General features: G+C 70.7%; 22 protein-coding genes. 13 read left to right on the top strand and 9 right to left on the bottom strand.

The features are described from left to right. Positions 1 to 10: 10 nt before the first annotated feature. A complete protein-coding gene (locus tag AB0K00_RS35380) occupies positions 11 to 565 on the bottom strand; it encodes an NAD(P)H-dependent oxidoreductase (RefSeq protein ID WP_363529696.1) in 555 nt (184 codons plus the stop codon). Positions 566 to 776: 211 nt separating this feature from the next. On the opposite strand from AB0K00_RS35380, the gene AB0K00_RS35375 reads away from it, so the two are divergent. Beyond that, positions 777 to 1139 carry a hypothetical protein gene (locus tag AB0K00_RS35375; protein ID WP_363529693.1) on the top strand — a complete coding sequence of 121 codons (363 nt, stop codon included), beginning with the start codon at positions 777 to 779 and terminating at the stop codon, positions 1137 to 1139. Between the two features lie 86 nt (positions 1140 to 1225). Here AB0K00_RS35375 and AB0K00_RS35370 read toward each other — a convergent pair whose 3' ends face one another. The 3 genes from AB0K00_RS35370 to AB0K00_RS35360 form a co-directional block, all read right to left on the bottom strand. Further along, positions 1226 to 2113, bottom strand: a complete 888-nt coding sequence (locus AB0K00_RS35370) for a slipin family protein (protein WP_363529829.1) — start codon at positions 2111 to 2113, stop codon at positions 1226 to 1228. Positions 2114 to 2252: 139 nt separating this feature from the next. Continuing rightward, complete coding sequence (locus AB0K00_RS35365) at positions 2253 to 2834, bottom strand: cyclase family protein (protein WP_363529690.1); 582 nt, start codon at positions 2832 to 2834, stop codon at positions 2253 to 2255. A 227-nt stretch (positions 2835 to 3061) separates the two neighbouring features. Further along, positions 3062 to 3673 carry a CBS domain-containing protein gene (locus AB0K00_RS35360; protein ID WP_363529688.1) on the bottom strand — a complete coding sequence of 204 codons (612 nt, stop codon included), beginning with the start codon at positions 3671 to 3673 and terminating at the stop codon, positions 3062 to 3064. 371 nt (positions 3674 to 4044) lie between these two features. Here AB0K00_RS35360 and AB0K00_RS35355 point away from each other — a divergent pair, with 371 nt between their 5' ends. The 3 genes from AB0K00_RS35355 (at position 4045) to AB0K00_RS35345 (ending at position 6293) form a co-directional block, all read left to right on the top strand. Further along, the gene (locus tag AB0K00_RS35355) at positions 4045 to 5139 is read left to right on the top strand and encodes a CapA family protein (protein WP_363529685.1); all 1095 of its coding nucleotides are present in this window, start codon (positions 4045 to 4047) and stop codon (positions 5137 to 5139) included. A 55-nt stretch (positions 5140 to 5194) separates the two neighbouring features. Then, complete coding sequence (locus AB0K00_RS35350) at positions 5195 to 5719, top strand: 2'-5' RNA ligase family protein (RefSeq protein ID WP_363529683.1); 525 nt, start codon at positions 5195 to 5197, stop codon at positions 5717 to 5719. A 148-nt stretch (positions 5720 to 5867) separates the two neighbouring features. Then, positions 5868 to 6293, top strand: coding sequence for an archease (locus tag AB0K00_RS35345; protein WP_363529680.1), 426 nt, complete (start codon positions 5868 to 5870; stop codon positions 6291 to 6293). A 129-nt stretch (positions 6294 to 6422) separates the two neighbouring features. On the opposite strand, the gene AB0K00_RS35340 is transcribed toward AB0K00_RS35345, so the two are convergent. After that, the gene (locus tag AB0K00_RS35340; RefSeq protein WP_363529678.1) at positions 6423 to 7844 is read right to left on the bottom strand and encodes an RtcB family protein; all 1422 of its coding nucleotides are present in this window, start codon (positions 7842 to 7844) and stop codon (positions 6423 to 6425) included. A 412-nt stretch (positions 7845 to 8256) separates the two neighbouring features. Beyond that, positions 8257 to 8937, bottom strand: coding sequence for a DUF899 family protein (locus AB0K00_RS35335; protein WP_363529675.1), 681 nt, complete (start codon positions 8935 to 8937; stop codon positions 8257 to 8259). An 859-nt stretch (positions 8938 to 9796) separates the two neighbouring features. Here AB0K00_RS35335 and AB0K00_RS35330 point away from each other — a divergent pair. Together AB0K00_RS35330 and AB0K00_RS35325 are read left to right on the top strand one after the other, a co-directional pair. Beyond that, positions 9797 to 12613, top strand: coding sequence for a PQQ-dependent sugar dehydrogenase (locus AB0K00_RS35330; RefSeq protein WP_363529826.1), 2817 nt, complete (start codon positions 9797 to 9799; stop codon positions 12611 to 12613). A 65-nt stretch (positions 12614 to 12678) separates the two neighbouring features. Beyond that, on the top strand, positions 12679 to 14706 hold the full coding sequence (locus AB0K00_RS35325; protein WP_363529671.1) for a ThuA domain-containing protein: 2028 nt from the start codon (positions 12679 to 12681) through the stop codon (positions 14704 to 14706). 51 nt (positions 14707 to 14757) lie between these two features. Here AB0K00_RS35325 and AB0K00_RS35320 read toward each other — a convergent pair whose 3' ends face one another. Together AB0K00_RS35320 and AB0K00_RS35315 are read right to left on the bottom strand one after the other, a co-directional pair. Next, positions 14758 to 15573, bottom strand: a complete 816-nt coding sequence (locus AB0K00_RS35320) for a hypothetical protein (RefSeq protein WP_363529668.1) — start codon at positions 15571 to 15573, stop codon at positions 14758 to 14760. Positions 15574 to 15843: 270 nt separating this feature from the next. Continuing rightward, positions 15844 to 16923, bottom strand: coding sequence for an Hsp70 family protein (locus tag AB0K00_RS35315; protein ID WP_363529665.1), 1080 nt, complete (start codon positions 16921 to 16923; stop codon positions 15844 to 15846). A 409-nt stretch (positions 16924 to 17332) separates the two neighbouring features. Here AB0K00_RS35315 and AB0K00_RS35310 point away from each other — a divergent pair, with 409 nt between their 5' ends. Beyond that, a complete protein-coding gene (locus tag AB0K00_RS35310; RefSeq protein ID WP_363529662.1) occupies positions 17333 to 18289 on the top strand; it encodes a helix-turn-helix domain-containing protein in 957 nt (318 codons plus the stop codon). A gap of 60 nt (positions 18290 to 18349) precedes the next feature. Further along, entirely contained in the window at positions 18350 to 19117 is a 768-nt protein-coding gene (locus tag AB0K00_RS35305; protein ID WP_363529659.1) for a helix-turn-helix domain-containing protein, read from the top strand. A 14-nt stretch (positions 19118 to 19131) separates the two neighbouring features. Here the strand turns inward: AB0K00_RS35305 and AB0K00_RS35300 are convergent, their stop codons facing one another. Then, positions 19132 to 20079: a hypothetical protein gene (locus AB0K00_RS35300; RefSeq protein WP_363529656.1), complete on the bottom strand. Its 948-nt coding sequence runs from the start codon at positions 20077 to 20079 to the stop codon at positions 19132 to 19134. 206 nt (positions 20080 to 20285) lie between these two features. Between AB0K00_RS35300 and AB0K00_RS35295 the strand changes: the two genes are divergently transcribed. From AB0K00_RS35295 to AB0K00_RS35275, 5 genes are all read left to right on the top strand, one after another. Then, a complete protein-coding gene (locus AB0K00_RS35295) occupies positions 20286 to 20882 on the top strand; it encodes an AraC family transcriptional regulator (protein ID WP_363529653.1) in 597 nt (198 codons plus the stop codon). A gap of 182 nt (positions 20883 to 21064) precedes the next feature. Then, on the top strand, positions 21065 to 22003 hold the full coding sequence (locus AB0K00_RS35290) for an NADP-dependent oxidoreductase (protein WP_363529651.1): 939 nt from the start codon (positions 21065 to 21067) through the stop codon (positions 22001 to 22003). An 86-nt stretch (positions 22004 to 22089) separates the two neighbouring features. Beyond that, positions 22090 to 22593, top strand: coding sequence for a deaminase (locus tag AB0K00_RS35285; protein ID WP_363529648.1), 504 nt, complete (start codon positions 22090 to 22092; stop codon positions 22591 to 22593). A gap of 52 nt (positions 22594 to 22645) precedes the next feature. Continuing rightward, complete coding sequence (locus tag AB0K00_RS35280; RefSeq protein ID WP_363529645.1) at positions 22646 to 23566, top strand: hypothetical protein; 921 nt, start codon at positions 22646 to 22648, stop codon at positions 23564 to 23566. 42 nt (positions 23567 to 23608) lie between these two features. Further along, entirely contained in the window at positions 23609 to 24532 is a 924-nt protein-coding gene (locus AB0K00_RS35275; RefSeq protein ID WP_363529642.1) for a TIR domain-containing protein, read from the top strand. Positions 24533 to 24661: the final 129 nt, after the last annotated feature.

The raw sequence follows: 24661 nt of genomic DNA, 5'->3' as shown, positions 1-24661 counted from the left end.
GTTCGACGTTTCAGCAGATGTACGGACGTGCGGCACGCCCGTCTCGTAGCGTCAGCCCCCACCAGCCGAGCTGGTCGAGCATGACCGTGGCGTCCCGGCGCAGCTGGTCCTCGGCCAGTGGCGTCGGTTCGCCGCACAGCAGGTCGACCGCGACGACACCGGACACCGTCACCGCGTGCAGGGCCGTGAAGACCGTCCGGAGCTGATCGACGGCGTGCTGCCCGGTCGAGCGGCACCCGTAGGACACGAACCCGACCGGCTTGGCCTGCCACTCGTCATAGGCGTAGTCGATCGCCTGCTTCAACGAGGCCGGGAAGCTGTGGTTGTACTCCGGGGTGACCACGACGAACGCCTCCGCCTCGTCCACCCGCCGCACGAACAACCGCATGGCCGCGGTCGCCTCCGCCGGGTAGCTGCCGGGAAAGTCGTAATCGGCAAGGTCGACGGCGGTCACCGCCATGTCGTCCCGCTCGCCCGCCCGCTCGACGAACCAGCGCCCGACCCGGTCACCCATCCGCCCCTCACGGGTACTGCCGATGATCACGGCAACTCGCAGCGGCGTCATGGTCCCTCCCCGGGCTCCGTCGGTCTCACCCATCAGGCGCGAGACGACGTCCGGCCGCCGCGAGATCAGAACTAGCGACTGAGCCAGATCGACCACAGCCGAGACACGGGGCTTGGCCGGGCCGCGAATGGGTAGTGTGCCGCCAGCCCGCATGAGCGGGATGACGACCGCAGGAATGCGGTGACCGGGCACCCGCGGGGGAGGGGACGCCGTGGCGATTCAGGAGCGCTTCAGCCTGCGCAACCTCTACCTGTATCTGGTCTGCCTGATCACGTTGGTGATCTCGATCTTCGCCGCGGTGAACCTCGTCCGCAGCGCGGTCGAACTCGTCTACCCCGATCCTGGGTTCTACGTCCAGGCGCCCATGAAGGACCCGGGCGTCAGCCCCGAGGAGCAGGAGCGCTTCCAACGGGCGGCGGAGGACTCGCAGCAACGCCAGTCCGTGCTCGGCGTGATCAGCTCCGGTGCGCTGTTGCTGATCGCCGGTCCCGTGTACGTCTACCACTGGCGCCGCATCCAGGCGGAGCTGCCGTCGCGGCAGACACCGCCGGAAGGGCCGCAGCCTCCGGCGTGAGGATCGCCGCCACAGGGGCGGCCGACGGGAGGTTCGGCGGCGACGCGGGTCCGCTGGCGGCCGACCGCGCCGAGTCGAACCGTTCCCTACCGCACTACGGCCTTGCGCTGTGTGCGGCGTCGAAACTCGGGTTGCCCATTTTCGCGGCCGCGCAGGCTGGCGCGCGGCGTGGACTCGGACAACGCGGAGGCGTGTTCCGTCTCCAGTGCCGGGCCTGGGGCCTGTGCCGACTCCGGCTTGTCCAGAAAGCGCAGCAGTTCGACTGGGAACGGCAGGACCAGCGTCGAGTTCTTCTCGGCCGCTACCTCGACCACCGTCTCCAACAGCCGCAGTTGCAGCGCGGTCGGTGTCCGCGCCATCGTGGCCGCGGCGTCAGCGAGCTTGTGCGACGCCTGCAGCTCCCCGTCGGCGGTGATGATCCGGGCGCGCCGCTCACGCTCCGCCTCGGCCTGCCGGGACATCGAGCGTTTCATCGACTCCGGCAGCGACACATCCTTGATCTCCACCCGGTCGATGTGGACGCCCCAATCGATCGCCGGGCTGTCGATCATGACCTCCAGACCCTGGTTGAGCCGCTCGCGATTGGTCAACAGCTGGTCGAGGTCGCTCTTGCCGATGATCGAACGCAGTGACGTCTGCGCCACCTGGAGAACCGCGAACATGTAATCCTGCACGTTGATGACGGCGCGGACCGGGTCGATGACCCGGAAGTAGACCACCGCGTCGACCTTGACCGTCACGTTGTCGCGGGTGATGCCATCCTGTGCCGGCACCGGCATGGTGACGATCTGCAGGTTGACCTTCTGCAGCCGGTCCAGCAGCGGCACGATCAGGGTCAGGCCCGGCCCACGCGTCTCGTCCTGCAGACGGCCGAGCCGGAAGATCAGACCACGCTCGAACTGCCGGACGATCCGGGCGCTGGCCACATACCCGGCTATCGCCAGGAGCAGCACCGTTATGAGTAATGGACCCATGGCATATCGCCACCATCCGTGCGCGTGGGGGTCCTCACCATTGACTGTAACGCGGCGTGCGTGGTGCGCTTCGCAGCGTCGTGTAGCGCCCCGTTCCACCCGGGCCTCGTTCCGCCCGGGTGGAAACCCCACATCTCAATCAGCCGTCGTAGACCGCGACGGCGCGCACGGGGAACGACGCCATCGCGCATACCGGCGCTGGGAGGGCGGTCAGGCGGGCCCCGCTATCGGGTACTGATTCGAGGTTGGTCAGGTGTTCGATGATCGGGATGTCGGCGCCGAGCAGCCGCTGGTGGGCGGGTTGTTCCGGGTCGGTCGGGTCGTCGATGTCGAGCGAGTCGATGCCGACGAGCGCGGCGTTGGCGTCAACGAGTCTGTCGACGGCATCAGCGGCCAGGTGTGGGCAGTCCAGGTCGAGGTAGCGGGATGTGGCCCAGTGGTGGGCCCAGCCGGTGTGCACCAGGACGGCGCGTCCCCACAGCCGGTCGGGGTTGCCGAGGTCGGCCGCTCCCACTGATGTCCGGCCGAAGGCGCGTACGATCGTGATCGATACGTTGACCAGCCGTTCGAGTGGCACGTGTGCGAGGTCGGCCCGGTCGGCGTGGTAGTGGTACGGCGCGTCGAGGTAGGTGCCGGTAGTGCCGAGCAGACCCAGCGACTCGATCTCGAACGAGCGGGTGAGTAGTCCGGCGGCGATCTCGTGCGACAGGTCCACGATCACGATTCCGAGTTTAACGCCGCGTAGGTTTACGCACAGTAGCGACGTCGGGGCTCCGGCACGACAGCGGAATGTCGCGGGGACGCAGCTGCCGTGCTGCGCATGACCTTCCGGCACTGCTGTCCGCGGCCTCCTTGCCCGGAAGGCCGTGGCAGGGCCAGGGCGTGGCCCGGCCACGACCGAACCTGCCGACGACCGACATGCCACGGCCGCGGTGGGTTCCTCCGCGGTTACGACGTCGAGTAGACCCGCTCGACGAATTCGGCGAGCCGGTGATCGTCGAGGTTGCGGGCCAGATCCGACTCGCTGATGATGCCGACCAGGCGGCGGTTCTCGATCACCGGCAACCGCTTGACCTGGTGGCTCTCCATCACCCGCAGCACCTCGCTGACGTCGGCCGTGGCGTCGACCCAGAACAACCGCTCCTGGGCGAGATCACGCGCCGTCACCTCACGGGGGTCGCGGCCTTCCGCGATGCACCTCACGGCGATGTCGCGGTCGGTGATGATGCCGTGCAGCCGGTCGTCCGCGCCGCAGATCGGCAGCGAACCGACGCCGAGGTCGCGCATTTTCTGCGCGGCGGTCGCAATGCTGTCGCTCTCGCCGACGCACTCGGTGCCCGGGTGCATGATGTCCCTTGCCCGCCGGGTCAGGTCCGGTCGAGCCGACAATTTGCGCAGCTCCTCCGCGTGGGTGTCCAAGGCCGCAAGCTTGCCCGCCACGGCCTCATGCGTTGCCGTTCCGGAGTGCTCGGCGTAGTACGCCTCACCAAGCTCCTGCAGCAGCTCGGTGCGCCGCCGCTGGGCCCGAATGAAGTCGATTCGCTCCCGGCCGCGCGCCACGCCACGTCTGGCGGACGCCCTTGCCCTGTCGAACGTCGTCATCACCCCTCCTCTCCTATGCAGCCACCTCTGCGATGTAGCCATAGTGGGAGCCAGTGGACCTCTCGCCTGCAACGCTACGTCGCCAGCGTCACGCCTGACGTGCTGATCGCGGCCAGGGTGCGTCCAACCACTCGATTGGCCATTCCAAGATGACTTGACTCACGGCTCGCCGGCTTCGACGGCGTGGCGGTGTACTTCCTCATGAGCGGGGTACTTCCTCGTCGACATGAAGACCTGTCGTGTACTCACAGCCGTCGGGTCAGCACCCCGCGCCGCTGCAGCTCTGGTGATCCGGTAGGCCTGATATGGGCGCCCGGCGGGATGGCCCGTTGACGTTGTTCCTGAGCGGCGACGTGATGCTGGGTCGTGGGATCGACCAGATCCTGCCGCACCCAGGTGACCCGGCACTGCGGGAGCGATACATGGACGACGCGCGCGACTACGTCGCCCTGGCGGAGGCGGCGAACGGCCCGATTCCCCGTTCCGCCGGCTTCTCCTGGCCGTGGGGCGACGTACTGGGAGTGCTCGCCGGCTCAGCGCCCGATGCCCGCATTTTGAACCTGGAGACGAGCGTCACCCGAAACGACCAGTTCGCACCCAACAAGGCCGTGCATTACCGGATGAGCCCTGCCAACCTTCCCTGCCTTATCGCTCCCCGACCGGACGTGTGTGCTCTGGCCAACAACCACGTGCTGGACCTCGGCCAGCACGGCCTCGAAGAGACACTCGGCGCGCTTGCCGACGCAGGGCTGCAGGTGGCCGGCGCCGGGCTGAACGCGAAGCAGGCAAGGCAACCCGCGGCCGTCGCCGTCGACCGTGGCGGCCGTGTTCTGGTGTTCTCGTTCGGGATGGCATCCAGTGGTATTCCATCGTGGTGGGTCGCAACCGACGATCGCGCGGGCGTCGACTTCGTACCCGAGCTCTCCGAGGGCAGCGCCGCGCAGATCACCAGCCGGATCCGGCGACACAGACGCCCCGGTGACATCGTGGTCGCCTCTATCCACTGGGGATCCAACTGGGGCTATGACATCCCGGACGAGCAGATCCGCTTCGCGCACGCACTCATCGACGACGGCGTCGACATCGTGCACGGGCACTCCTCGCATCATCCCCGGCCGATCGAGGTCTACCGGGACCGGCTCATCCTGTACGGCTGCGGCGACCTCATCAACGACTACGAAGGCATCGGCGGCTACGAGGGGTACCGCGCCGAGCTGCGGCTGATGTACCTGGTGTCCGTTGCGTCCACGGGCGCGCTGACCGGCCTGCGAATGGTGCCCATGCACGCCAGACGTATGCGGTTGCACCGCGCCTCACCCGAAAACGCTGAGTGGCTGCGGGAAGTCCTTGACTCGGTCAGCGGCGGGTTCGGCGTACGGATCGACGCAGCTGCACATGGCATGCTCGCGCTGCGCCGGCAATGATCGCAGCGCCACGCCCGGCATCACCGCCTGGCGCCAGACGATCTACCGTCGAATGGTGGCCTTGGCTGTCTGCCTGCTCTTCGACGGTCGCACCGAACGTGCCTTGACGAACCTGTGGGACAGGCTCGAGGAGCAGGGCGTCGCGACACTTCGCTCGCACACCCACGGGATGCACCATCCCCATCTGTCGTATGTCGTCCTGCTGCGGTGGGATCTCGCCGCCGTCCGCGACGCCGTGGCGGGGCTCCCGGACCGGGGCGGCTGCGAGGTCACCTTTGACGCGCTGGGCGCCTTCCGGCGGGGCCGGATCTGCCTCGTTCCCGCCGTGCCGGCAGAACTCATCGCGCGACAGCAGGGCGTCGTCGAGGCGGTCCGTGCCACGGGTGCGCTGGTGCACGCACACTATGAGATTGACGCGTGGCTGCCACACTGCTCGGTCGCCCCACGCGCCAGGTCCGAGCGGTTGCCCATCGTCGCCACCACCGTCTACGGCATTCTCCCTCTCACCGCCCGGATCACCCGCGCCGCGCTCATCGACAGCGCAACCGGACAGCTGTGGCCGCTGCCGAACGTGCCCTGACCGCCCAAACGGATCGTACGATTGCCTGGGTAGCCGGGTGCGTCAGCAGGTTACGTCACCGTGGGGGCGGCCGCCGGCCTCGACACCGTCGTCCACGACGCCGAGCTGTGCGGGCGGCGATGGGCCAGCTGGCGGGTTGGATGCTGTGATGGGTGAACGGCAGACAGCGGGGCATCGGAGCGTGCCGCACACCGCGGACATGCGGGTCGAGGCGTGGGCGCCGTCGCGGGAACACTGTGTGGCGGAGGCGGTCGCGGCAATGGTGGGCAACTTCGCCGAGGTATCCGGCGCTGTGCCGACCGCGACCGTTCGTTTCCGGGCCGGGCCCGGCCCGGACGCCGACCTGCTGGTCGCGGTGCTCGACGAGGTGATCTATCTGATCGACACCGTTGGCCGGCTTCCGGTCGCGGCGCAGGTGGAGGCCGGTGACGGCAGTCTGGACGTGCGGTTGTCGATGGTCGACGCCGGCCGGGTGGAGTTGGTGGGCGCGGTACCGAAGGGGGTCTCGCTGCACGAACTGTGGTTCGGCCGCGAAGGGGCCGGCTGGTCGTGCTCGGTGACCATCGACGTGTGAGCCGCAACGAAGCGGGTCAGCCTCGGGTGCCTCTTCGGCCGGACCGCAGCAGGAGGCGCCGCGCACGGCGATGTTGTCGCCCGCCAACTGCCATAGCAGGTCCTGGCGCACACCGACCAGCCGGTCGTCTCACCCCTTGACCACGCCGATCGGCACCAGCCGCGCGACCCGCGCGCACAGCCCGGCGCCCTGCGCGGCGACTACCACGGTGTCGATGTCCTTGTACGCCTCCGGTGTCTCCTCGGCCAGGCCGCGCCACGACGCCCCGCGCACCACGATGCCCTCGGCCTCCAGCCGATCGCGCAGTTCCTTGCCGCGCACCGCCTTGGCCGCCTGATGGCGACTGAGCGCACGGCCGGCGCCGTGGCAGGTCGAGGCGAACGCCGGCGCGTGCGGCCGGCCGGTGAGCACGTAGGACGCGGTGCCCATGGTGCCGGGGATGAGCACCGGCTGCCCGACGCCACGCAGATCGGCCGGCAGGTCCGGATGGCCCGGCGGCAGCGCCCGAGTGGCGCCCTTCCGGTGCACGCACAGCCGCCGCGGCACCCCGGCCACCTCGTGTGTCTCGATCTTGGCGAGGTTGTGCGAGATGTCGTACACCAACGCCAGCTCCCGACCGGTGACCCTGTCGAACACGCGCCGGGCCGCCACGGCGAGCAGCTGCCGGTTGACGCGGGCGTAGTTGGCCGCCGCGGCCATCGCCCCGAGATACGCCTGACCCTCCGGCGACAAGACCGGCGCGCACGCCAGCTGCCGGTCCGGGACGGTGATACCGAATCTGAGCATGGCGCGTTCCATGACGCGCACGTGGTCCGTGCAGATCTGGTGTCCGAGCCCACGGGACCCGCAGTGGATCATCACGCACACCTGGCCGACACGCAGCCCGAACGCCTCAGCCGCCGGCTCGTCGTAGACCCGGTCGACGACCTGGACCTCCAGGAAGTGGTTTCCCGACCCGAGGCTGCCCACCTGGCCCAGCCCGCGCTGCACCGCCCGCTCGCTGACCTGCCCGGGGTCGGTGTCGGCCACCGCGCCGCCGTCCTCGCAACGGTCGAGGTCGCGCTGCACCCCGTGGCCCTGCTGTACCGCGTACCGGGCGCCGCCGGCCAGCACCTCCTGCAGCTGCCGGGCATCGCGCAGCGCCCACACGGCGCCGCGGTTCATGCCGCGGGGAGTCGCCGCGGCGAGGCCGTCCATCAGCGCCCGCAGCGACGGCTCGGCGAGGTCCTGGCGGTTGAGGTCGGCGGCGAGCAGCCGCACGCCGCAGGAAATGTCGAACCCGACACCGCCGGGGGAGACCACCCCGCCGGCGGCGACGTCAGTGGCGGCGACCCCGCCGATCGGGAACCCGTACCCCCAGTGCACGTCGGGCATGGCGTACGACGCGCCCACCACCCCGGGCAGTGTCGCGACGTTGGCCACCTGCTCCAGGGACTTGTCCGCAGCGAGGTCGGGCAGCAGCGCCCGCGAGGCGAACACCACGCCGGGCACCCGCATCTCGCCGTACGGGTCGATACGGAACCGGTAGTCGGACTCCTGCACCAGCCTCACGCTCACCGCCCCCTTGGCCCGCGTGCGCGACAGACTTCCGTCGGCTACCCGCTGCCACTCCCAGCTACACAGACACACGACGGCGGCTGGCTCATCTGACTGTCACGAACGCGTTGAGCTGCACGGACAAGGAATTCGGCAGGCGCAGTGCGTCAGATCAAGCCCTGCGGCGGTGCCGGATGTGGTTCGCTCCAGCAGCCTCCCGGACACCAGCCGTCACGACGGCGGCCAGGCCACCCGCTGCCGCCAGCCGATCAGCAGCAGCACGTCCCGGTCCGCCACCGTCGTCGCAGGCGCAGAATCCGGTCTCAGCGCCGGCGCCGAGACCGGCCGTGGCAGCGATCGCAGGCACGCCGACGCCTGAGCCTGAGCAGCACGCGGACCGGTCCACGCCCCGACCAAGATCTGGGACTCAGGGCTCGTAGCGCAGCTCGGGGTACCAATCGCCCCGCCCCGCCGGCGTCAGGTCGAGCAGGTGCCACACCGGGCTGCACAGGTCGATGCCGCGCTCACGGATGTCGGACGACATCCACGGATGGCCCGTGTAGAAATGCCTGACCGCTCCGTCCGCGGCCAGGATGAAGACCGAGATGCTCGAGTCCTGTGCCCCCGCCTCGTCCTCACTGGCCAGGTCGTACTTGAACGTGCCGGTCCCCGCGCTGAGCAGCCGGAGCCGGGTCCACCCTCGAGCGCGGGCGTGGAACCGCAACGCCGGCAGGCCGGCCGCAGCCACGACGACGAAGTCGGCGTTCTGGGCCACATGGTCGACCACGGCGTTGAACCCGTCGATCCACATCGTGCACATCGGGCACGGCGAGTGCTGGGCCTTGCCGTACATGAAGTGGTACACGATCAAGGGTCGATCAGGTCCGCTGAACAGCTCGCTCAGCCTGACCTGACGGACCGGTTCATCCCCCGCCGCCAGATCGGCCGGACCTTCCTCGAAGACGTAGTCCTCGACCACCGTCCCCGGCGGCATCCTGCGGCGTAACTCGGCCACCCGCTCGCGCTGGCGCATCAGGTCGATCTCGGCCAACCGTAGCTCCTCGCGAGCGGCGCGGCACTCCGTCGACTCGTTCGCCAGTCGGGTCATCTCGACAGGCACCATTCCCACCTCCACGGTCCCGGGACGGGTGCCTGACTCAACTACCACGGTCATACCCGCGCCAAACCCGTTGTCCAGGGGTGCGCGCTGCCGCAGCTCACGCGACATCTGGCACCCGTGGACTGCTTCGGTAACCGCTTGATGAGGCGTTTCGCGGGATCGTGATACCACCGATGTATGCAGCTGAAATCCCGCCTGGGTGTGTCTTAAAGGTCGTCAAGTGCCCCGCCTTGCCACCATTCATCCGATGAAAGTGTTGACAACTCGGTGGCGCTCTTGCAACAGTCGTCGTCAACGACGGCGGTAACTCCCTAGCACCGGTCCCCGCGGGACGCCGTCACAGCAGGTGCGTCGGCGCGCTCCTCCAGGAACGTGAAGGAGTCCGCCATGCGCAGGCGTTGCTTGCGTTCGCCGCCGATGCCACCTCGTGCCGGTCCCGCCGGTTCCCCTGCCGTCCGCGTGCTCAGCGTGTCCCGCCAGACCGCACGCGGCGGCCTGTTCCTCCGCCGTCGCCGGCCGCCCATCGGCGCGGTCCCGGTCCGCAGCTCTGACTGATCGCCACCGTCACGACGGTCGGCGCCGCCGAGCGCTGCGCGCCTGCGTCAAGAGTCGCCTTGTCACGCCCGCTCGACCCCACCCGCACCGCCTCGGGCCGACGCAACCTCCACCCCATACGGCTCGCGTCGGCACCGAGGACGTCCTCACCCCTCCGCCGCACGTCGCCGGACCGGTCAGGTCCGGGAAGGAGCGCCCCATGCCCGCCGTGGACCAGTACCCGAGACATCGAAAAATGTCCAGAAATCGATGGATATACGCCGCCGTGCTGTCGTTGGTCGGCTGGGCGGCGATCGTCGTCAGCAATGCGCCGGTCGCCGAGGCGCACACCGCCATCAACGCGGCCGACTGGCAGCAGGTCGAGCTGGCGCGCGGCGTCGCCGAGGTCGGCGAACCCATGACGCTCGCAGTGCTGCCCGACCGGTCGGTGCTGCACACGGCGCGCAACGGGACCCTGCGCCGCACCGACGTCAACGGCACCACGTCGGTCGTGGCGAACATCCCGGTGTACACGCACGACGAGGAGGGGCTGCAGGGCGTCGCCGTCGACCCCAACTTCGCCAGCAACCGGTTCATCTACCTGTACTACGCGCCGCCGCTGTCGACGCCGGGCGGGGACGCGCCGGCCACCGGCACCACCGCGACCTGGAACACGTGGCGGGGCGTCAACCGGCTGTCCCGGTTCACGCTGAGCACCAGCTGGGCGCTCAGCGGCGAGGCGATGATCATCGAGGTGGGCACCGACCGCGGCATGTGCTGCCACGTCGGCGGTGACATCGACTTCGACGCGGCCGGCAACCTGTTCCTGACCACCGGCGACGACACGAACCCGTTCGACTCCGCCGGCTACGCGCCGATCGACGAGCGGACCGACCGCAACCCGGCGTACGATGCGCAGCGCTCCGCCGGCAACACCAACGACCTGCGGGGCAAGATCCTGCGGATCAAGCCGAACGCGACCGGCGGCGGGTACACGGTGCCGTCCGGCAACCTGTTCGCGCCCGGCACGGCCAACACCCGGCCGGAGATCTACGCGATGGGCTTCCGCAACCCGTTCCGGATGAACGTCGACAAGGCCACCGGCGTCGTCTACGTCGGCGACTACGGGCCGGACGCCGGCAGCACCAGCTCCACCCGTGGCCCGAGCGGCCAGGTCGAGTTCGACCGGGTGCCGTCGCCGGGCAACTACGGCTGGCCGTACTGCACCGGCACGAACACCACGAACGAGACGTACAACGAGTGGAACTTCGCCACCAACGCCACCGGGCCGAAGTACAACTGCACGGGCGGGCCGACCAACAACTCGTTCCGCAACACCGGCCTGCAGACGCTGCCGGCCGCCCGCACGTCGTGGATCCGCTACGCCGGTGACGCCGGTTCGCCGCCGGAGTTCGGCAGCGGGTCCGAGTCGCCGATGGGTGGGCCGGTGTACCGCTACGACGCCGCGAACCCGTCGACGGTGAAGTTCCCCGCCGACTTCGACGGGCACTACTTCGCCGGTGAGTTCGGCCGGCGCTGGATCAAGACCGTGCACGTCAACGGCGACGGTACGCCGGGCAGCATCATCGGCTTCCCGTGGACCGGGACCCAGGTGATGGACATGGCGTTCGGCCCGGACGGCGCGCTGTACGTGCTGGACTACGGCACCGGCTTCGGCAGCCCGGACTCGTTCTCCGCGCTGTACCGCATCGAGTACATCGGCCGGGGTACCAACCGGGCGCCGATCGCCCGTGCGGCCGGGAACCCGACGTCCGGCCCGGCGCCGCTGACGGTCAACTTCTCCTCCGCCGGCTCCAGCGACCCGGACGGCAACCCGATCACGTACTCGTGGGCGTTCGGCGACGGCACCACGTCGACGGCGGCCAACCCGACGAAGACGTACAGCACCGCCGGCACCTACACGGCCACGCTGACCGTCCGGGACAACGCGAACCCACCGGCGTCGGCGACGGCGAGCGTGCAGATCAGCGTCGGCAACACGGCCCCGACGGTCAACCTCATCACGCCGGCCAACGGCCAGCTGTTCAGCTTCGGCGACACGGTGTCGTACCAGATCCAGGTCACCGACCCGGAGGACGGCGCGATCAACTGCAGCCGGGTGCGGATGACGTATCTGCTGGGCCACGACAGCCACGCGCACCAGATCACGTCGCAGACCGGCTGCTCGGGCACGATCACGGTGCCGGTCGACGGTGAGCACGACGCCGCCGCGAACGTCTTCGGGGTGTGGGACGCGGAGTACACCGACAACGGTGGCATCACCACGCACAAGCAGAACATCACCCAGCCGCGGCACCGCCAGGCCGAGCACTACGGTGCGATGTCCGGCGTCGGGCTGTTCAACAAGACGACCGCCGAGGGTGGGCGGACCGTCGGCGACATCCAGAACGGCGAGTGGATCAGCTTCACGCCGTACGCGCTGAGCGGCGCGACCTCGTTCACGGCGCGGGTCTCCTCGGGCGGTCCGGGCGGCACCCTGTCGCTGCGCGCCGGCTCGGCGACGGGCACGCTGCTGGGCAGCGCGGCCGTGCCGAACACCGGCAGCTTCGAGACGTTCACCAACGTCACCGGCAACCTGTCCAACCTGCCGTCCGGCGTCACCACACTGTTCCTGGTCTTCACCGGCGGCGCGGGCTCGCTGTTCGACGTGGACGCGGTCACCATCAACAGCGGCGGGCCGCCGGCGACGAACCTGGCGCTGAACAAGCCGGCGACCGCGGACAGCCAGTGTGCGGCGACGGAGGCACCGGCGAAGGCCGTCAACGGCACGGTCAACGGTGGCAACGCCGACAAGTGGTGCTCGGTGGGCGCCAACAAGTGGCTGCAGGTCGACCTGGGTAGCAGCCAGTCGGTCAGCCGGGTCGTCGTCCGGCACTCCGGCGCCGGCGGGGAGAACGCCGCGTGGAACACCCGCGACTTCGACATCCAGGTGAGCACCAACGGCACCACCTGGACGACGGTCGCCTCGCCACGCGGGAACACCGCCAACGTCACCATGCACACCTTCGCCGCGACGAACGCCCGGTATGTCCGGATGAACGTCCTGGTGCCGACCAGCAACACCGATGCGGCCGCCCGCATCTACGAGTTCGAGGCATACGCCAGCTGACGCTGCGGTGGGCGGGGCTCCGGCTCCGCCCACCGTCCTGCTACGCCCGAAGGGAAGCAGAGATCATGATCCTCCGCAGATTGCTCGGCGTCGCCACCGTCACGGTGACGCTGCTCGCGCTTGCCCACGTGCCGCAGAGCCAGGCCGCCGACACCGCCTACGACGTGCTGGTGTTCTCCAAGACGGCGGGTTTCCGCCACGACGCGATCCCGGCCGGCATCCAGGCGATCCGCGACCTGGGCGCCGCCAACAACTTCACCGTCACCGCGACCGAGGACGCCAACGCGTTCACCACCGGCAACCTCGCCCAGTACGAGGCGGTCGTGTTCCTCAGCACCACCGGCGACGTGCTCAACGACGCCCAGCAGACCGCGTTCGAGTCCTACATCCGCGGCGGTGGCGGCTACGCCGGCGTGCACGCGGCGGCGGACACCGAGTACGGCTGGTCGTTCTACGGCACGCTGGTCGGCGCGTACTTCGCGTCGCACCCGGCGATCCAGCAGGTGAACGTCCGCGTGGAGAACCGCGCGCACGCGGCGACCGCGCACCTGCCGCAGGTCTGGACCCGCAGCGACGAGCTGTACAACTACCAGACCAACCCGCGCTCGACGGCGCGCGTCCTGGCGACCCTGGACGAGAGCTCGTACTCCGGCGGGACGATGGGCGCGGACCACCCGATCACCTGGTGCAAGACCATCGACAACGGACGGTCGTTCTACACCGGGCTCGGGCACACCATCGCGTCCTACAGCGAGGCGAACTTCCGCAACCAGCTGCTCGGCGGCATCCGGTACGCGGCCGGCAAGACCAAGGCGGACTGCCGTCCGGAGACCGGGTACACCACGCTGTACAACGGGTCCACCACCGGCTGGTCGCAGGCCGGCCCGGGCAGCTTCACCAACAGCGACGCCACGCTGACGTCCGTCGGCGGGCTGGGCATGCTGTGGTACTCGGCGAAGGAGTTCCGCGCGTACTCGCTGAAGCTCGACTGGCGGATGCCCGGCGACGACAACTCCGGCGTCTTCGTCGGCTTCCCGGCCAGCTCCGACCCGAACTCGGCGATCAACAACGGGTACGAGGTCCAGATCGACGCCACCGACACCGACGACCGCACCACCGGGTCGATCTACGGCTTCAAGTCCGCCGACCTCGCCGCGCGCAACGCCGCCTTGAACCCGCCCGGCGAGTGGAACACCTACGAGCTCCTGGTCGAGGGTGAGCGGCTGCGCGTGTACCTCAACGGCAGGCTGATCAACGACTTCACCAACACCGTGCCGGCGCGTTCGCTGGTGCAGGGGTACATCGGCATCCAGAACCACGGCACGGGCGACGACGTGTCGTTCCGCAACGTGCGGATCAAGGAGCTGGCGGGCGGCGACACCACGCCGCCGTCAGTGCCGGGCAACAACCGGGTGACCGGCACTACCAGTAACAGCATCTCGCTGGCCTGGAATGCCTCGACCGACAACGTCGGGGTGAGCGGCTACGACGTGTTCCGGGAGAACGGCGCGACCGACGTCCTGGTCGGCTCGCCGACCGGCACCACGTTTACGGTCGGCAGCCTGGCCGCGGCCACCAGTTACACGTTCTACGTCGTGGCCAAGGACGCGGCCGGCAACCGGTCCGGCGCGTCGAACGCGGTGACCGCCGCCACGACCGGCACCCCGAGCACGAACCTGGCGCTGAACAAGCCGGCGACCGCGGACAGCCAGTGCGCGGCGACGGAGGCGCCGGCGAAGGCGGTGAACGGCACGGTCAACGGTGGCAACGCCGACAAGTGGTGCTCGCTGGGGGCGACGAAGTGGTGGCAGGTCGACCTGGGCTCCAGCCAGTCGGTCAGCCGGGTCGTGATCCGGCACGCCGGCGCGGGTGGGGAGAACGCCGCCTGGAACACCCGTGACTTCGACATCCAGGTCAGCACCAACGGCACGACGTGGACGACGGTCGCGTCGCCGCGCGGGAACACCGCCAACGTCACCACCCACACGTTCGCCGCGACGAACGCGCGCTATCTGCGGCTGAACGTGCTGGCGCCGACCAGCAACACCGACGCCGCCGCCCGCATCTACGAGTTCGAGGCATACACCAGCTGAGCCTCCGGTGGGCGGGGCTCCGGCCCCGCCCACCGGCCGTGACCTACCCGATCAGCACCAGCCGGTGGAGACCGGGGCGCTCTGGAAGGAACCGGAGATCGCGGACACCGTCGTGCGGCAGTCCGATCCCGAGGTCTCGGTCGTGGCGGTCACCTCGGCCGTGCCGGCCTGCGCCGGCACCGTGATCTCCCGGTTGACGTAGTAGGCACGGTAGAGCTGGCCCCAGCGCGGGTCGGTGTACGGCTCCCAGTACTGCCGGGTGATGGTGATCCGGAACGACGTCTCCTCGACGGAGTTGTCCTTGAACCCGAGCACCGTGGTGCCGTCCTGCGCCCTGGAGATGGTGCGGACGTTGCTCGGTGCGGCGAGGGTGCCGGTGTACGTCTTGCACCCCAGCTGCGGGTTGCCCGGGTTCGCTGCACCCGCCGGCACCACGCTGATCGCCCACGCGCACACCTGGTGGGTGCCGAGGCCGGCCGGAACGGTGGCGTCGTAACCGCGGTAGGCGCCGTAGGACGGGTAGGCGTCGGCGACGTCCTGGCGGTACGTGTTGGCGGTCAGTGTCCGCTTCCACGCGCCGTCGATGTAGATGTCGACGACGAGCGGGGCGGCGCCGCTGTCACGGTCGATGCCCCAGCCGCTGACCCGCACGGCGTTGCCGACGTAGGTGACCGCGTCGAGCGTGCCGTGGACGGGGATGTCCCGCGGCGCCGGCGGCGGGTCCTCCTCGCCGCCGTCACCACACGCCGGCGGTGGCACCGGCCGGTCGCACATGGGCTCGGCGCTGGCCGGGCCGGAGGGAATGACAACGGCGCTGAGCAAACCGGCCAGCGCGACCGCGCCGGCTCGAAGAAGGTGTCGTTTCAATGTGTTCTCCTCTGGACACATCACCGTGGGTGGTGACGGAGAGGAATGTAAAAACGGCGCGCAGCGGCCGGTTCGCTCCACCGTGGACCGTGGCACGAAATGGGGACAGGCCCGACCATCCGGGACATAAGTCGGGACAGAAACCGGGACACTTGTCCCTGTCCGCCCAGGTCAGCGGGGGCGTACCGTCCGGGCGAAGGACTCGCGCCGGGCGTCGACCCGAACGTGGCCGAGGAGACATGGGGCAGGAACGTGCGGCACCGAACCGCGTCAGGCCGGCTTGACCAGCAGTGCGCCTTCGGCGACGACGGTCTCCGGGCTGTCCACCGCGGTCGGGGCGACCGCGAACGCGCGGTGCAGCAACGTCGCGGCCAACGGGATCCGGCTGGAGCCGCCGACCAGGAAGATGGTGGCCGGCGCCGATGCGGCGGCGCCGGCCGCGGCCAGCGCGGAGCGGGTGGCGGCGACGGTGCGGTCCAGCACCGGACGGGCCAGCAACTCCAGCTGGTCGCGGGTGATCAGCACGTCGTGCTCGAACAGCGGCAGGTGCACCGTCGTGGACGCGGTGCGCGACAGCATCTCCTTGGCGTGCCGGATGTCGTCCCAGAAGGTCCGCCGGGCCCGCCGGTGGGCCGGTGTGGCGGGACTGGTCAGGCGCTGCCACGCATCGGGGTCACGGGCGGCGTGCGCCGCGCCGATGTGCGCGACGAGGGCCGCGTCCACGTCGACGCCGCCCGCGTCGGGCAGGCCCTCGGTGGCCAGCACGGTGAAACCGCCCGCGGTCATGCGCAGGACGGTGGCGTCGAACGTGCCGCCGCCGAAGTCGTAGACCACGGCCACCGCGTGCTCGGGCACCGGGGTGCGGGTCAGGCCGGTGAGGAACCGGGCGGCCGCGACCGGCTCGGGCACGAGGGTGACGGCCGGCAGGCCCGCCCGGGACGCCGCGGCGGCGAGCACCTCCCGGCGGTGCGTGGCCCATGCCGCCGGGTGCGTGAGCGTCACGTGGTGCACCGGCCCGTCCAGGGCCCGCTGTGCCTCGTCCCGCACGCGTGACAACACCGCCGCCACCAGGTCCACGACCGGATAGTCGCGGTCGCCGAGCAGGACGCTGCCGTCGTCGATGCACCGCTTGGGTGCTGGTTCGTACCGGTCGGGCGACGTCCGGGCCAGGTGCGTCGCGTCCCTGCCGACCAGCAACTGTCCGTCGTCCCCGGCGAAGACCGCGGACGGCAGGAGCGGGAGCCCGTCGAACAGCAACGGCACCCGGCGACCGTCCGGGGCGCGCAGCGCCGCGACCGTGTTGGTCGTGCCGAAGTCGATCCCCAGGTGCGCCCCGCCCGGCGGGCGCACGACCGCCGGTCCGGTGGACGGCCGCTGACCCGCGGATCCGGAAGGCGGACTGACCGGCCGCCCGGAAGGCGGCACGGAAGGCGGGCCGGCCGGCGGCCGTGGCGGCGCGGCCAGGCTCCGAGCCGGTGTCCGTGCCACCGCGGGTGGCCTCACCTGCGCTGAGCGACGAGCCAAGCGCCGCGCCCCCCACGCTGCGCCGATCAGCAGCACAAGGAGCACGAGACCTGTGAGAACCACAGTAGTGGGCACGCCAGCTCCATTCCCAGGGCACGGTCGGACGCCGCCCGAACGTACCAGCGGCATGCGAAACCGTCCCCAGGCGCGCTGACAAACCCGCGAAGCGCCGCCACGGCCTGCGCCGTGCACACTGGGCCGGTATGCACGGAACAGGGGAGGCACGGTGTCGTACGTGCTGGACACAGCGGACCTTGCACCGCCGGACCGGGTGGAAGCGGTGCACACCGCGATGATGTACGCCTCCGCGCCCTGCCACGTCATCCATGAGGACCCGGCGGGGCCGGTGCACGCCAGGATGGAGGTGTGGGACCTTGGCAACGCCACCATCTTCACCCACCGTTCGTCCGGCATCCGGCTGCTGCGCACGGACAAACTGGCCAGGCAGGACGCGATGCCGGTCATCGCGCTGTCGGTGCAGCTGCGCTCGCAGGGCCGGTTCGAGCAGCGCAAGCAGCAGCGGCTGGTGCCGGCGGGGGAGCTGCTGGCCGTCGACCTGTCCGGCGCCTACGACTACTCGTGGTCCGGGGACGGGGCCGCGGGGTGCATCCAGATCCCGTTCGACCAGCTCGGTCTCCCGGTCGACACGGTGCGGCGGGCGGCACCGCGGATCCACGAAAGCCCGTTCTGCCGCCTGGTCACCGACCACATCGCGCACCTGACCAGCGATCCCGCGCGGATCGTCGCGGACCCCGCGTCGGCCGCGGTCGCCGCGGCGAGCGTCGACCTGGTCCGGGCGCTGCTGGCCTCGGCCGGCCGGGCGGAACGCAACACCCGCGAGGTCCTCGCCGAGACGCTGCTCACGCGGGTCCGGGCGTTCGTGCGCCAGCACCTCGCCGACCCCGACCTCGGCCCGGCGATGATCGCGGCCGCGCACAACGTGTCGCTGCGTCACCTGTACCAGGTCTGCGCCGCCGCCGAGCTCAGCCTCGAGCAGTGGATCATCGCGGAGCGGCTGCAGGGAGCCCGGCACGAGCTGCTGCTGCCCGAGAGCCGGCACCGGTCGGTCGCCGCCGTCGCGCAGGGGTGGGGGTTCCGCGACGCGACGCACTTCACCCGCCGGTTCAGGGCCCGCTACGGGATGCTGCCGAGCCAGTGGCGGCGCTCCGGCGTCGACGCCCGTGCACTGTGAGCCGATGATCATGCGCCGACGGCCGAGGCCGGCGGGTCGTGCGCCGATAGCGTTTTTCCCGTGCAGCGCAGCGAGCTCGGACCGCGGCTCCGGGCGCTGCGGGTGCGGGCCGGGCTGACCATCGAGGCCCTGGCGGAGGTGTCCGGGGTCAGCGTCCGCGCGATCAGCGACACCGAACGCGGCCGCAGCCGGGCGCCCCAGCCATGGACCGTCGCCGCGCTGGCCGCCGGGCTCGGCCTCGCACCCGCCGACGCGGAGGCGTTCATCGCACTGGGCCGCTCCGGACGCGAGACGACCACCACCGCCGGCCGGCCGCGCAGCTGCGAGCTGCCCCGCCGCAGCGTGCACTTCGTCGGGCGGGACGCCGAACTGGCCGCCATCGGCCGGCGGGTCGCGGCCGGCTCGGCGGCGGTCACCGTCCTGCACGGGCCGCCCGGCGTCGGCAAGACGGCGCTGGCCATCCGGGTCGCCGAGCAGCACCGCGACCGGTTCCCCGACGGCTGCTACTACCTGGACCTGCGCGGCATCGAACCCGAGCCGGTCACCACCGGCGACGCCCTGACGGTGCTGCTCAAGGCCCTCGGCGTGCACTCCCGGCAGATCGCCCGCGACGAGGACGAGCGGGCCGGGCAGCTGCGGGCCGTCCTCGCCGGCCGCGCCGCCGACGTCGCCGGCGTCACCGTCGCGTCGGCGCGGGCGGGCCTCGACGAGCTCGTCCACGCCGGCCTGCTCCCACCGCCGGACGCGGCCGGCCGGCGCCGGTTCCACGACCTGGTGCGGATCTACGCGATGACCTCCGTGCCGATCGGCTCGCCGCTGTCCAGGTAGCGCACGGATCCGGGTCAGGCCACCGTCCAGTCGGGGGACATGTCCGTCGCCGTGCCGAACGTCAGCTGCGTGTTGTTCTTGCCGTCGGGCGTGATCGTGTAGATGTTGCCCCAGCCCTCGTCGTCGTCCATGCCGGCGTAGGCGATCTTCGTGCCGTCCGGCGACCAGTCCGGCATCGTGAAGTACGTGTCGTTGACCAGCGGGATCCCGGCGAGGACCAGCGTCACCGGGCCGCCCTTCGCGGACATGCGGTAGAGGCTGCTGCCGATCCCGGCGCCGCTTTCGAAGCGGCTGAACACGATCTGCTTGCTGTCCGGCGACCAGTCCGGCCACGCGTCGTCGCGGCCGGGCGTCAACGGGGTCAACTGGTCCAACGACAGGCCCTTGAGCGTCAGCACGAGCAGCTGGCTGGCGCCGCCGATCCAGCGGTTCCACGCGATCCGGGTGCCGTCGGGCGACCACGCGGGTGCCCAGTCGTTGGCGCCGGGCGTCGCGCTGAGCAGCTGATAGCTGCCGCCCTTGAGATCGCGGATGCAGATGTGCGCGGTGTACGGCGGGACCGGCTCCATGCGCGCGTAGGCCAGCCGCTTGCCGTCCGGCGACCAGGCCGGGTGGTGGGCCCGGCCGCTGCCGGGCACCACGGCCAGGCCGGTGCCGTCGGCGTTCATCACCCAGAGCTCGTCGGGACCGGCACCCCAGCGCGTGAAGGCGATCCGCTTGCCGTCGGGGGAGTAGACCGGATCGAGGTCCACGACCGCCGGGGTGTTGGTCAGCACCACCACGTTGGTGCCGGTCGACGTCATCGACATGATCTCGTGCTCGGTGCCGGGCAGGTCGTCGTTGCGCGAGAACGCGATGCGGGCGCTGCCGACCGGAGCGGCTGCGGCGGGACCCGGGGAGACGAATGGGAGCACCGCCGGCACGATCAGCGCGGCGAGGCTGAGCACGAACGGTCGCTTCATCCCCGGCACGGTAGGAAGCCGGGACCCGCCCAATTCGGTCAATTCACCGATGAGGCGGGAACCCGACAGCGCCGCTGAAGGTGACCTGTCCCGGGTGGGCCGGGAGCCGGTGATTGGCTCTCGACCCGCCCCGGCGCGCCCGGGCAGAGTGCAGCACTGATGTCGTCTCTGATGTCGTCTGTGAAGGAGTTGTGATGCAGGTAGCGGTGGTCACCTTCGACGGGTTCAACGAGCTGGACAGCTTCATCGCCGCCGCGCTGATCAACCGGTGCCGCAAGGACGGGTTGGAGGCCTTCATCACGACGCCGACGCCGGTGGTCACGTCGATGAACGGCGTCGAGGTGACCGGGCAGCGCCCGATGGAGTTCGTGACCGAGGCCGGCGTCGTGCTGATCGGCAGCGGGGTGCGGACGCGCGACGTGGTCGCCGACGACCGGCTGATCTCCAGATTGCCGCTCGACCCTTCGCGCCAGCTGATCGGTGCGCAGTGCTCCGGCGCGCTGGTGCTGGCGCGCCTCGGGCTGCTGGGCGGAATGCCGGCATGCACGGACCTGAAGAGCCGGCCCTTTGTCGAAGCCTGCGGCGTCACGGTGCTGGACGCGCCGTTCCACGCCGAGGGCAACATCGCCACGGCGGGCGGCTGCCTGGCGTCGCAGTACCTCGCCACCTGGGTGATCACCCGGACGCTCGGCGAGGACGCCGCGCGCGACGTCATCGGCTACGTGGCTCCGGTCGGCGAACACCACGAGACGGTCGAGCGCGCCATGCGTGCCGTCCACACGGGCGAAATCGCACTCCGCTGACACCTCTGTGCGGGTGATATGCGCTGAGCCGTCCGCTACCAGCCGCCCGCGCGTCCCAGGCTTCCATATGACGGCCCGGATCTCCGGGTGGAGCGGACGCGCATCCCGTGGATGGGCTACTTGCGCACGGGCTGAAGGACAGCAGGCATGCAGCGACGTCCGGTGACGAAGGAGTCCCGAACATGGCAGTGAAGTGGATCGCGCCGCAGTTCGGCGGGCCCGAGGTGCTTACCCTGGTCGAGGCCGACGTCCCCGCGCCCGCGGCGGGTGAGGTGACGATCGACGTGCGGGCGGCGGGCGTCAACCCGGCCGACTACAAGCACCTCGCCGCCGCCCGTGGCCCCGACCGGCCGCTGCCGCTGCCGATCGGCTACGAGGTCGCCGGCGTCATCAGCGCGATCGGGCCGGACACCGCGATCGCCTCCGGCGGCGGCAACGTCGGCGACGCGGTCGTGGCGTTCCGGATCAGCGGCGGGTACGCCTCGCAGGTCACCGTGCCGGCGAAGGACGTCTTCGCCAAACCGGCCGCGCTGGACTTCCCGGCCGCCGCCAACCTGCTGCTCGCCGGGACGACCGCGGCCGAGGCGCTGCACGTCACGGGCGTCGGCGCGGGCGAAACGATCCTGGTGCACGGCGCGTCCGGCGCCGTCGGTGTCAGCGTGCTGCAACAGGCGCGACGGCTCGGCGTCAGCGTCGTCGGTACCGCCGGCGAGCACAACGCCGAACTGCTACGCGGCTTCGGGGCCGAACCGGTCACGTACGGGCCGGGCGTCGTCAACCGGGTCCGTGCGGCGGCACCGGCGGGCATCGCCGCGGTCATCGACACCGTCGGCACGGACGAGGCCATCGACTCCGTGCATGAGCTGCTCGACGACCCCGCACGGGCCGTGACGATCGTCGCGTCGGAGCATGCCCGGGCGGCAGGCGTCGCCGCGATCGGCGGCGCGCAGCCGGACAGCGCGGCGTTCCGCGACGCCGTCCGCGGTCGCCTGCTCGACCTCGCCGCCGATGGCCAGCTCGTCGTCCCGGTCGCCCGGACGTTTCCGCTCAGCGACGCCCCCGCCGCGCTCGACCTCGTCCGCGGCGGGCACCCTGGCGGGAAGGTCGCCCTGATCCCCTGACGGAGGTCGATCTTGTCCGTCCGCGTCACCTGCGGGTGGCTGGTCGGCTGTATGCGTCCCCGGCCGGGGTGGGCCAGGATAGGTGGGTGACCCCCGAGGAGATGGTCGGCGCCGCGATCGAGGCCGCCGAGTCCGGTCTGAAGGCCGGCGAGCTGCCGATCGGTGCTGTGGTGCTGTCCGGTGACGATGTCGTCGGCTGGGCGTACACCAGCGAACGCGGCCGCGGCCGCCGGCTGGTGCACGCCGGCCTGCTCGCCATGATGGAGAGCGACGAGCGGCTCGGCTGGGTGGATCACTCCGAGCCGCTGCGACTGGCCGTCAGCCTCGAGCCGTGCGTCATGTGTCTCGGCGCGGCGATGGCGCTCGGCGTGCGCGAGGTGTACTTCGCGCTGGAGTCACCCAGAGACGGTGCCGCCAGGGTCGCGGCCACCTGGCAACCGGACCCCGGCATGCGGGGGCATCAGGCGCCCGTGATGCACGGCGGTATCCGCCGCGCCGAGAGCCGCGAGCAGTTCCGGCGCTACACCGCGACCGCATCCGACTCGCCGATGCGCGACTGGGCCCGAACGATCGCCGACCTCCCCGACTGAACGCCGACCAGGCACCGGAGCACCCGCCGGCGCAGCCGCGTAGGTTTGGCGCGTGACGTTCGACGTCGATCGCTGGTGCAGACACCATCTCGGCGCCGCGGCGCAGGACGTACAGGTGATCTCCGCTCATCTGTCGCGGGTCTTCGGCGTGCGGCTGGCCGGAGGGCGCGAGGTGGTCGTCAAGGTCCGGCCGGACTCGCCCCGCCTCGCCGCGTGCGCGGCCGTGCAGCAAGCCCTGTGGCGGGCCGGCTTTCCCGCTCCCGAGCCGCTGACCGGCCCGGTCGTCGAGCAGGGCCTGGCGGTGAGCGCCGAGGCGTCCGTGCCGGGAGGATCACCGGCGCCGGACACCGACCACACCGAGCACGCCGCCCGGTTCGCCGCGCTGCTGGCGCGGTGCATCGCGCTGGCGCCCCGGCCGGCGACGGTCGGCACCCTCGCGCCGGACCTGCCGTGGACCGCGTGGAACCATGCGCTGCCGGGCGTCTGGCCGCCCGCCGACGACCGCGCCGACGACCTGAACGCGGCCGAGCACGCGACGGCATGGCTCGACGAGACCGGCGCGCGGGTCCGCCGCCGGTTGGGCCGGTTCGTGCGCACCGCGGCCGGCGGGCGCGTCGTGATCGGGCACGGCGACTGGGAAGCGCAGAACATCCGCTGGGACGGCGCCGAGCCGCTGGTGGTCCACGACTGGGACAGCGTCACCGCCGCGCCGGAGGCCGTGCTGGTCGGACTGGCCGCGGCCGTGTGGCCGTGTGGGATGGTGCCCAGGGCCGCGACGGTGCCCGAGTCGGCGGCGTTCCTGGAGGCTTACCAGCGCGCCGCCGGCCGGGCCTGGACCACGGAGGAGATCGAGGCGAGTTGGGCCGCGGGCCTCTGGGTCTCCGCGTTCAACACGAAGAAGGCAAGCCTGGACGGGGCGTCGTGGCTGCCCCCGGACGAGGCCGACCAGCGACTCGCACTGGCCCACGCCTGAACCCGGTACGGTGGCTCAGTCCTTGCCGAGAGGGTGCCGACAATGCGTGGACAGCTCGCCGACACCGGTGTCGAACTGCCGGGTCGGGTGTTCATTTCGCACGCCTATGACGACGCGGAACTCGTGAGAGCGCTCATCGCGTCACTGCCCGAACGTGTCGAGACGGTCATCTTCCCCCGCCTGGACGTCGACCCCAAGAACGCCGTGAGCAACGGCATCGTGGAAACCATCCTGTCGTGCGGCGGCCTGATCTACCTGGAAGGCGGTCGCTCGACCGAGTCGCGCTGGGTGAACTTCGAACGCGACTATGCGCTGCGCGCCGGGCTGAAGGTCTTCGCGTTCAAGCCGGAGACGAACACCATCCGAATCGATCGCTCCGACCCGATGCCGCTCGCGGTCCAGCTGGTCGTCAGCGACAAGGGGCAGGCCCGCGCCGAGCGTCTCCTTGCGTGGCTGCGGACCGAACGCCACATTGCCTTCGACGTGCTGCGCGGCGCGCTGCGGCGACCGAAGGAGATCTTCATCGACCTGTACGATTTGATCCTCGACGGGCGAACCTGCCTCTGGCTCATCGACAAGGACCTCGTGTCCACCGCAGTGTGGGCCCTGGACGCGGCGGATGATGGCAGCGACCTGCTCACCGAAATGTTCGAAGGGGATCTCGAGCCCGACGAACGGCCCGACGGCGACTATCTGGGCTGGCTGCTGCGCAACGGGTTGTACGTCCGCCTCGACGACTCGTGGGACCCCGCCGCCCTGGTCGACGGGCACTACACGACCGTTGACGACGAGGGCGAGGAGCCGATCTTCACCGGAAGTCGCTTCATTCGCCAGTCGTTCCTTGACGGTGCCGCGATCGACCTCGTGTACCCCGCCGACCGGGCCGATGTCGACTGGAACCGGGCAGACGATCTCCTGGTCCGCCTCATGTCCATGGTGCAGGCAAGTCTCCGCGACCCGGGCTGAGCCACGATTCGCGGCGGCCGCGTGGGACGGACCCGGTCCGGGGGCGGACCCCCCCGGGCCAGACGGGTGTGCCCCCGGCGCCGGCCGAGGAAACCGGCGCCCGGCGCGACAACAAAGGGTCGGCGGGTT

Source organism: Dactylosporangium sp. NPDC049525 (assembly GCF_040676755.1).
Lineage (GTDB): Bacteria > Actinomycetota > Actinomycetes > Mycobacteriales > Micromonosporaceae > Dactylosporangium.
The sequence above is the reverse complement of the archived record's forward strand: the minus strand, read 5'-3'. Positions and strand labels throughout refer to the sequence as shown.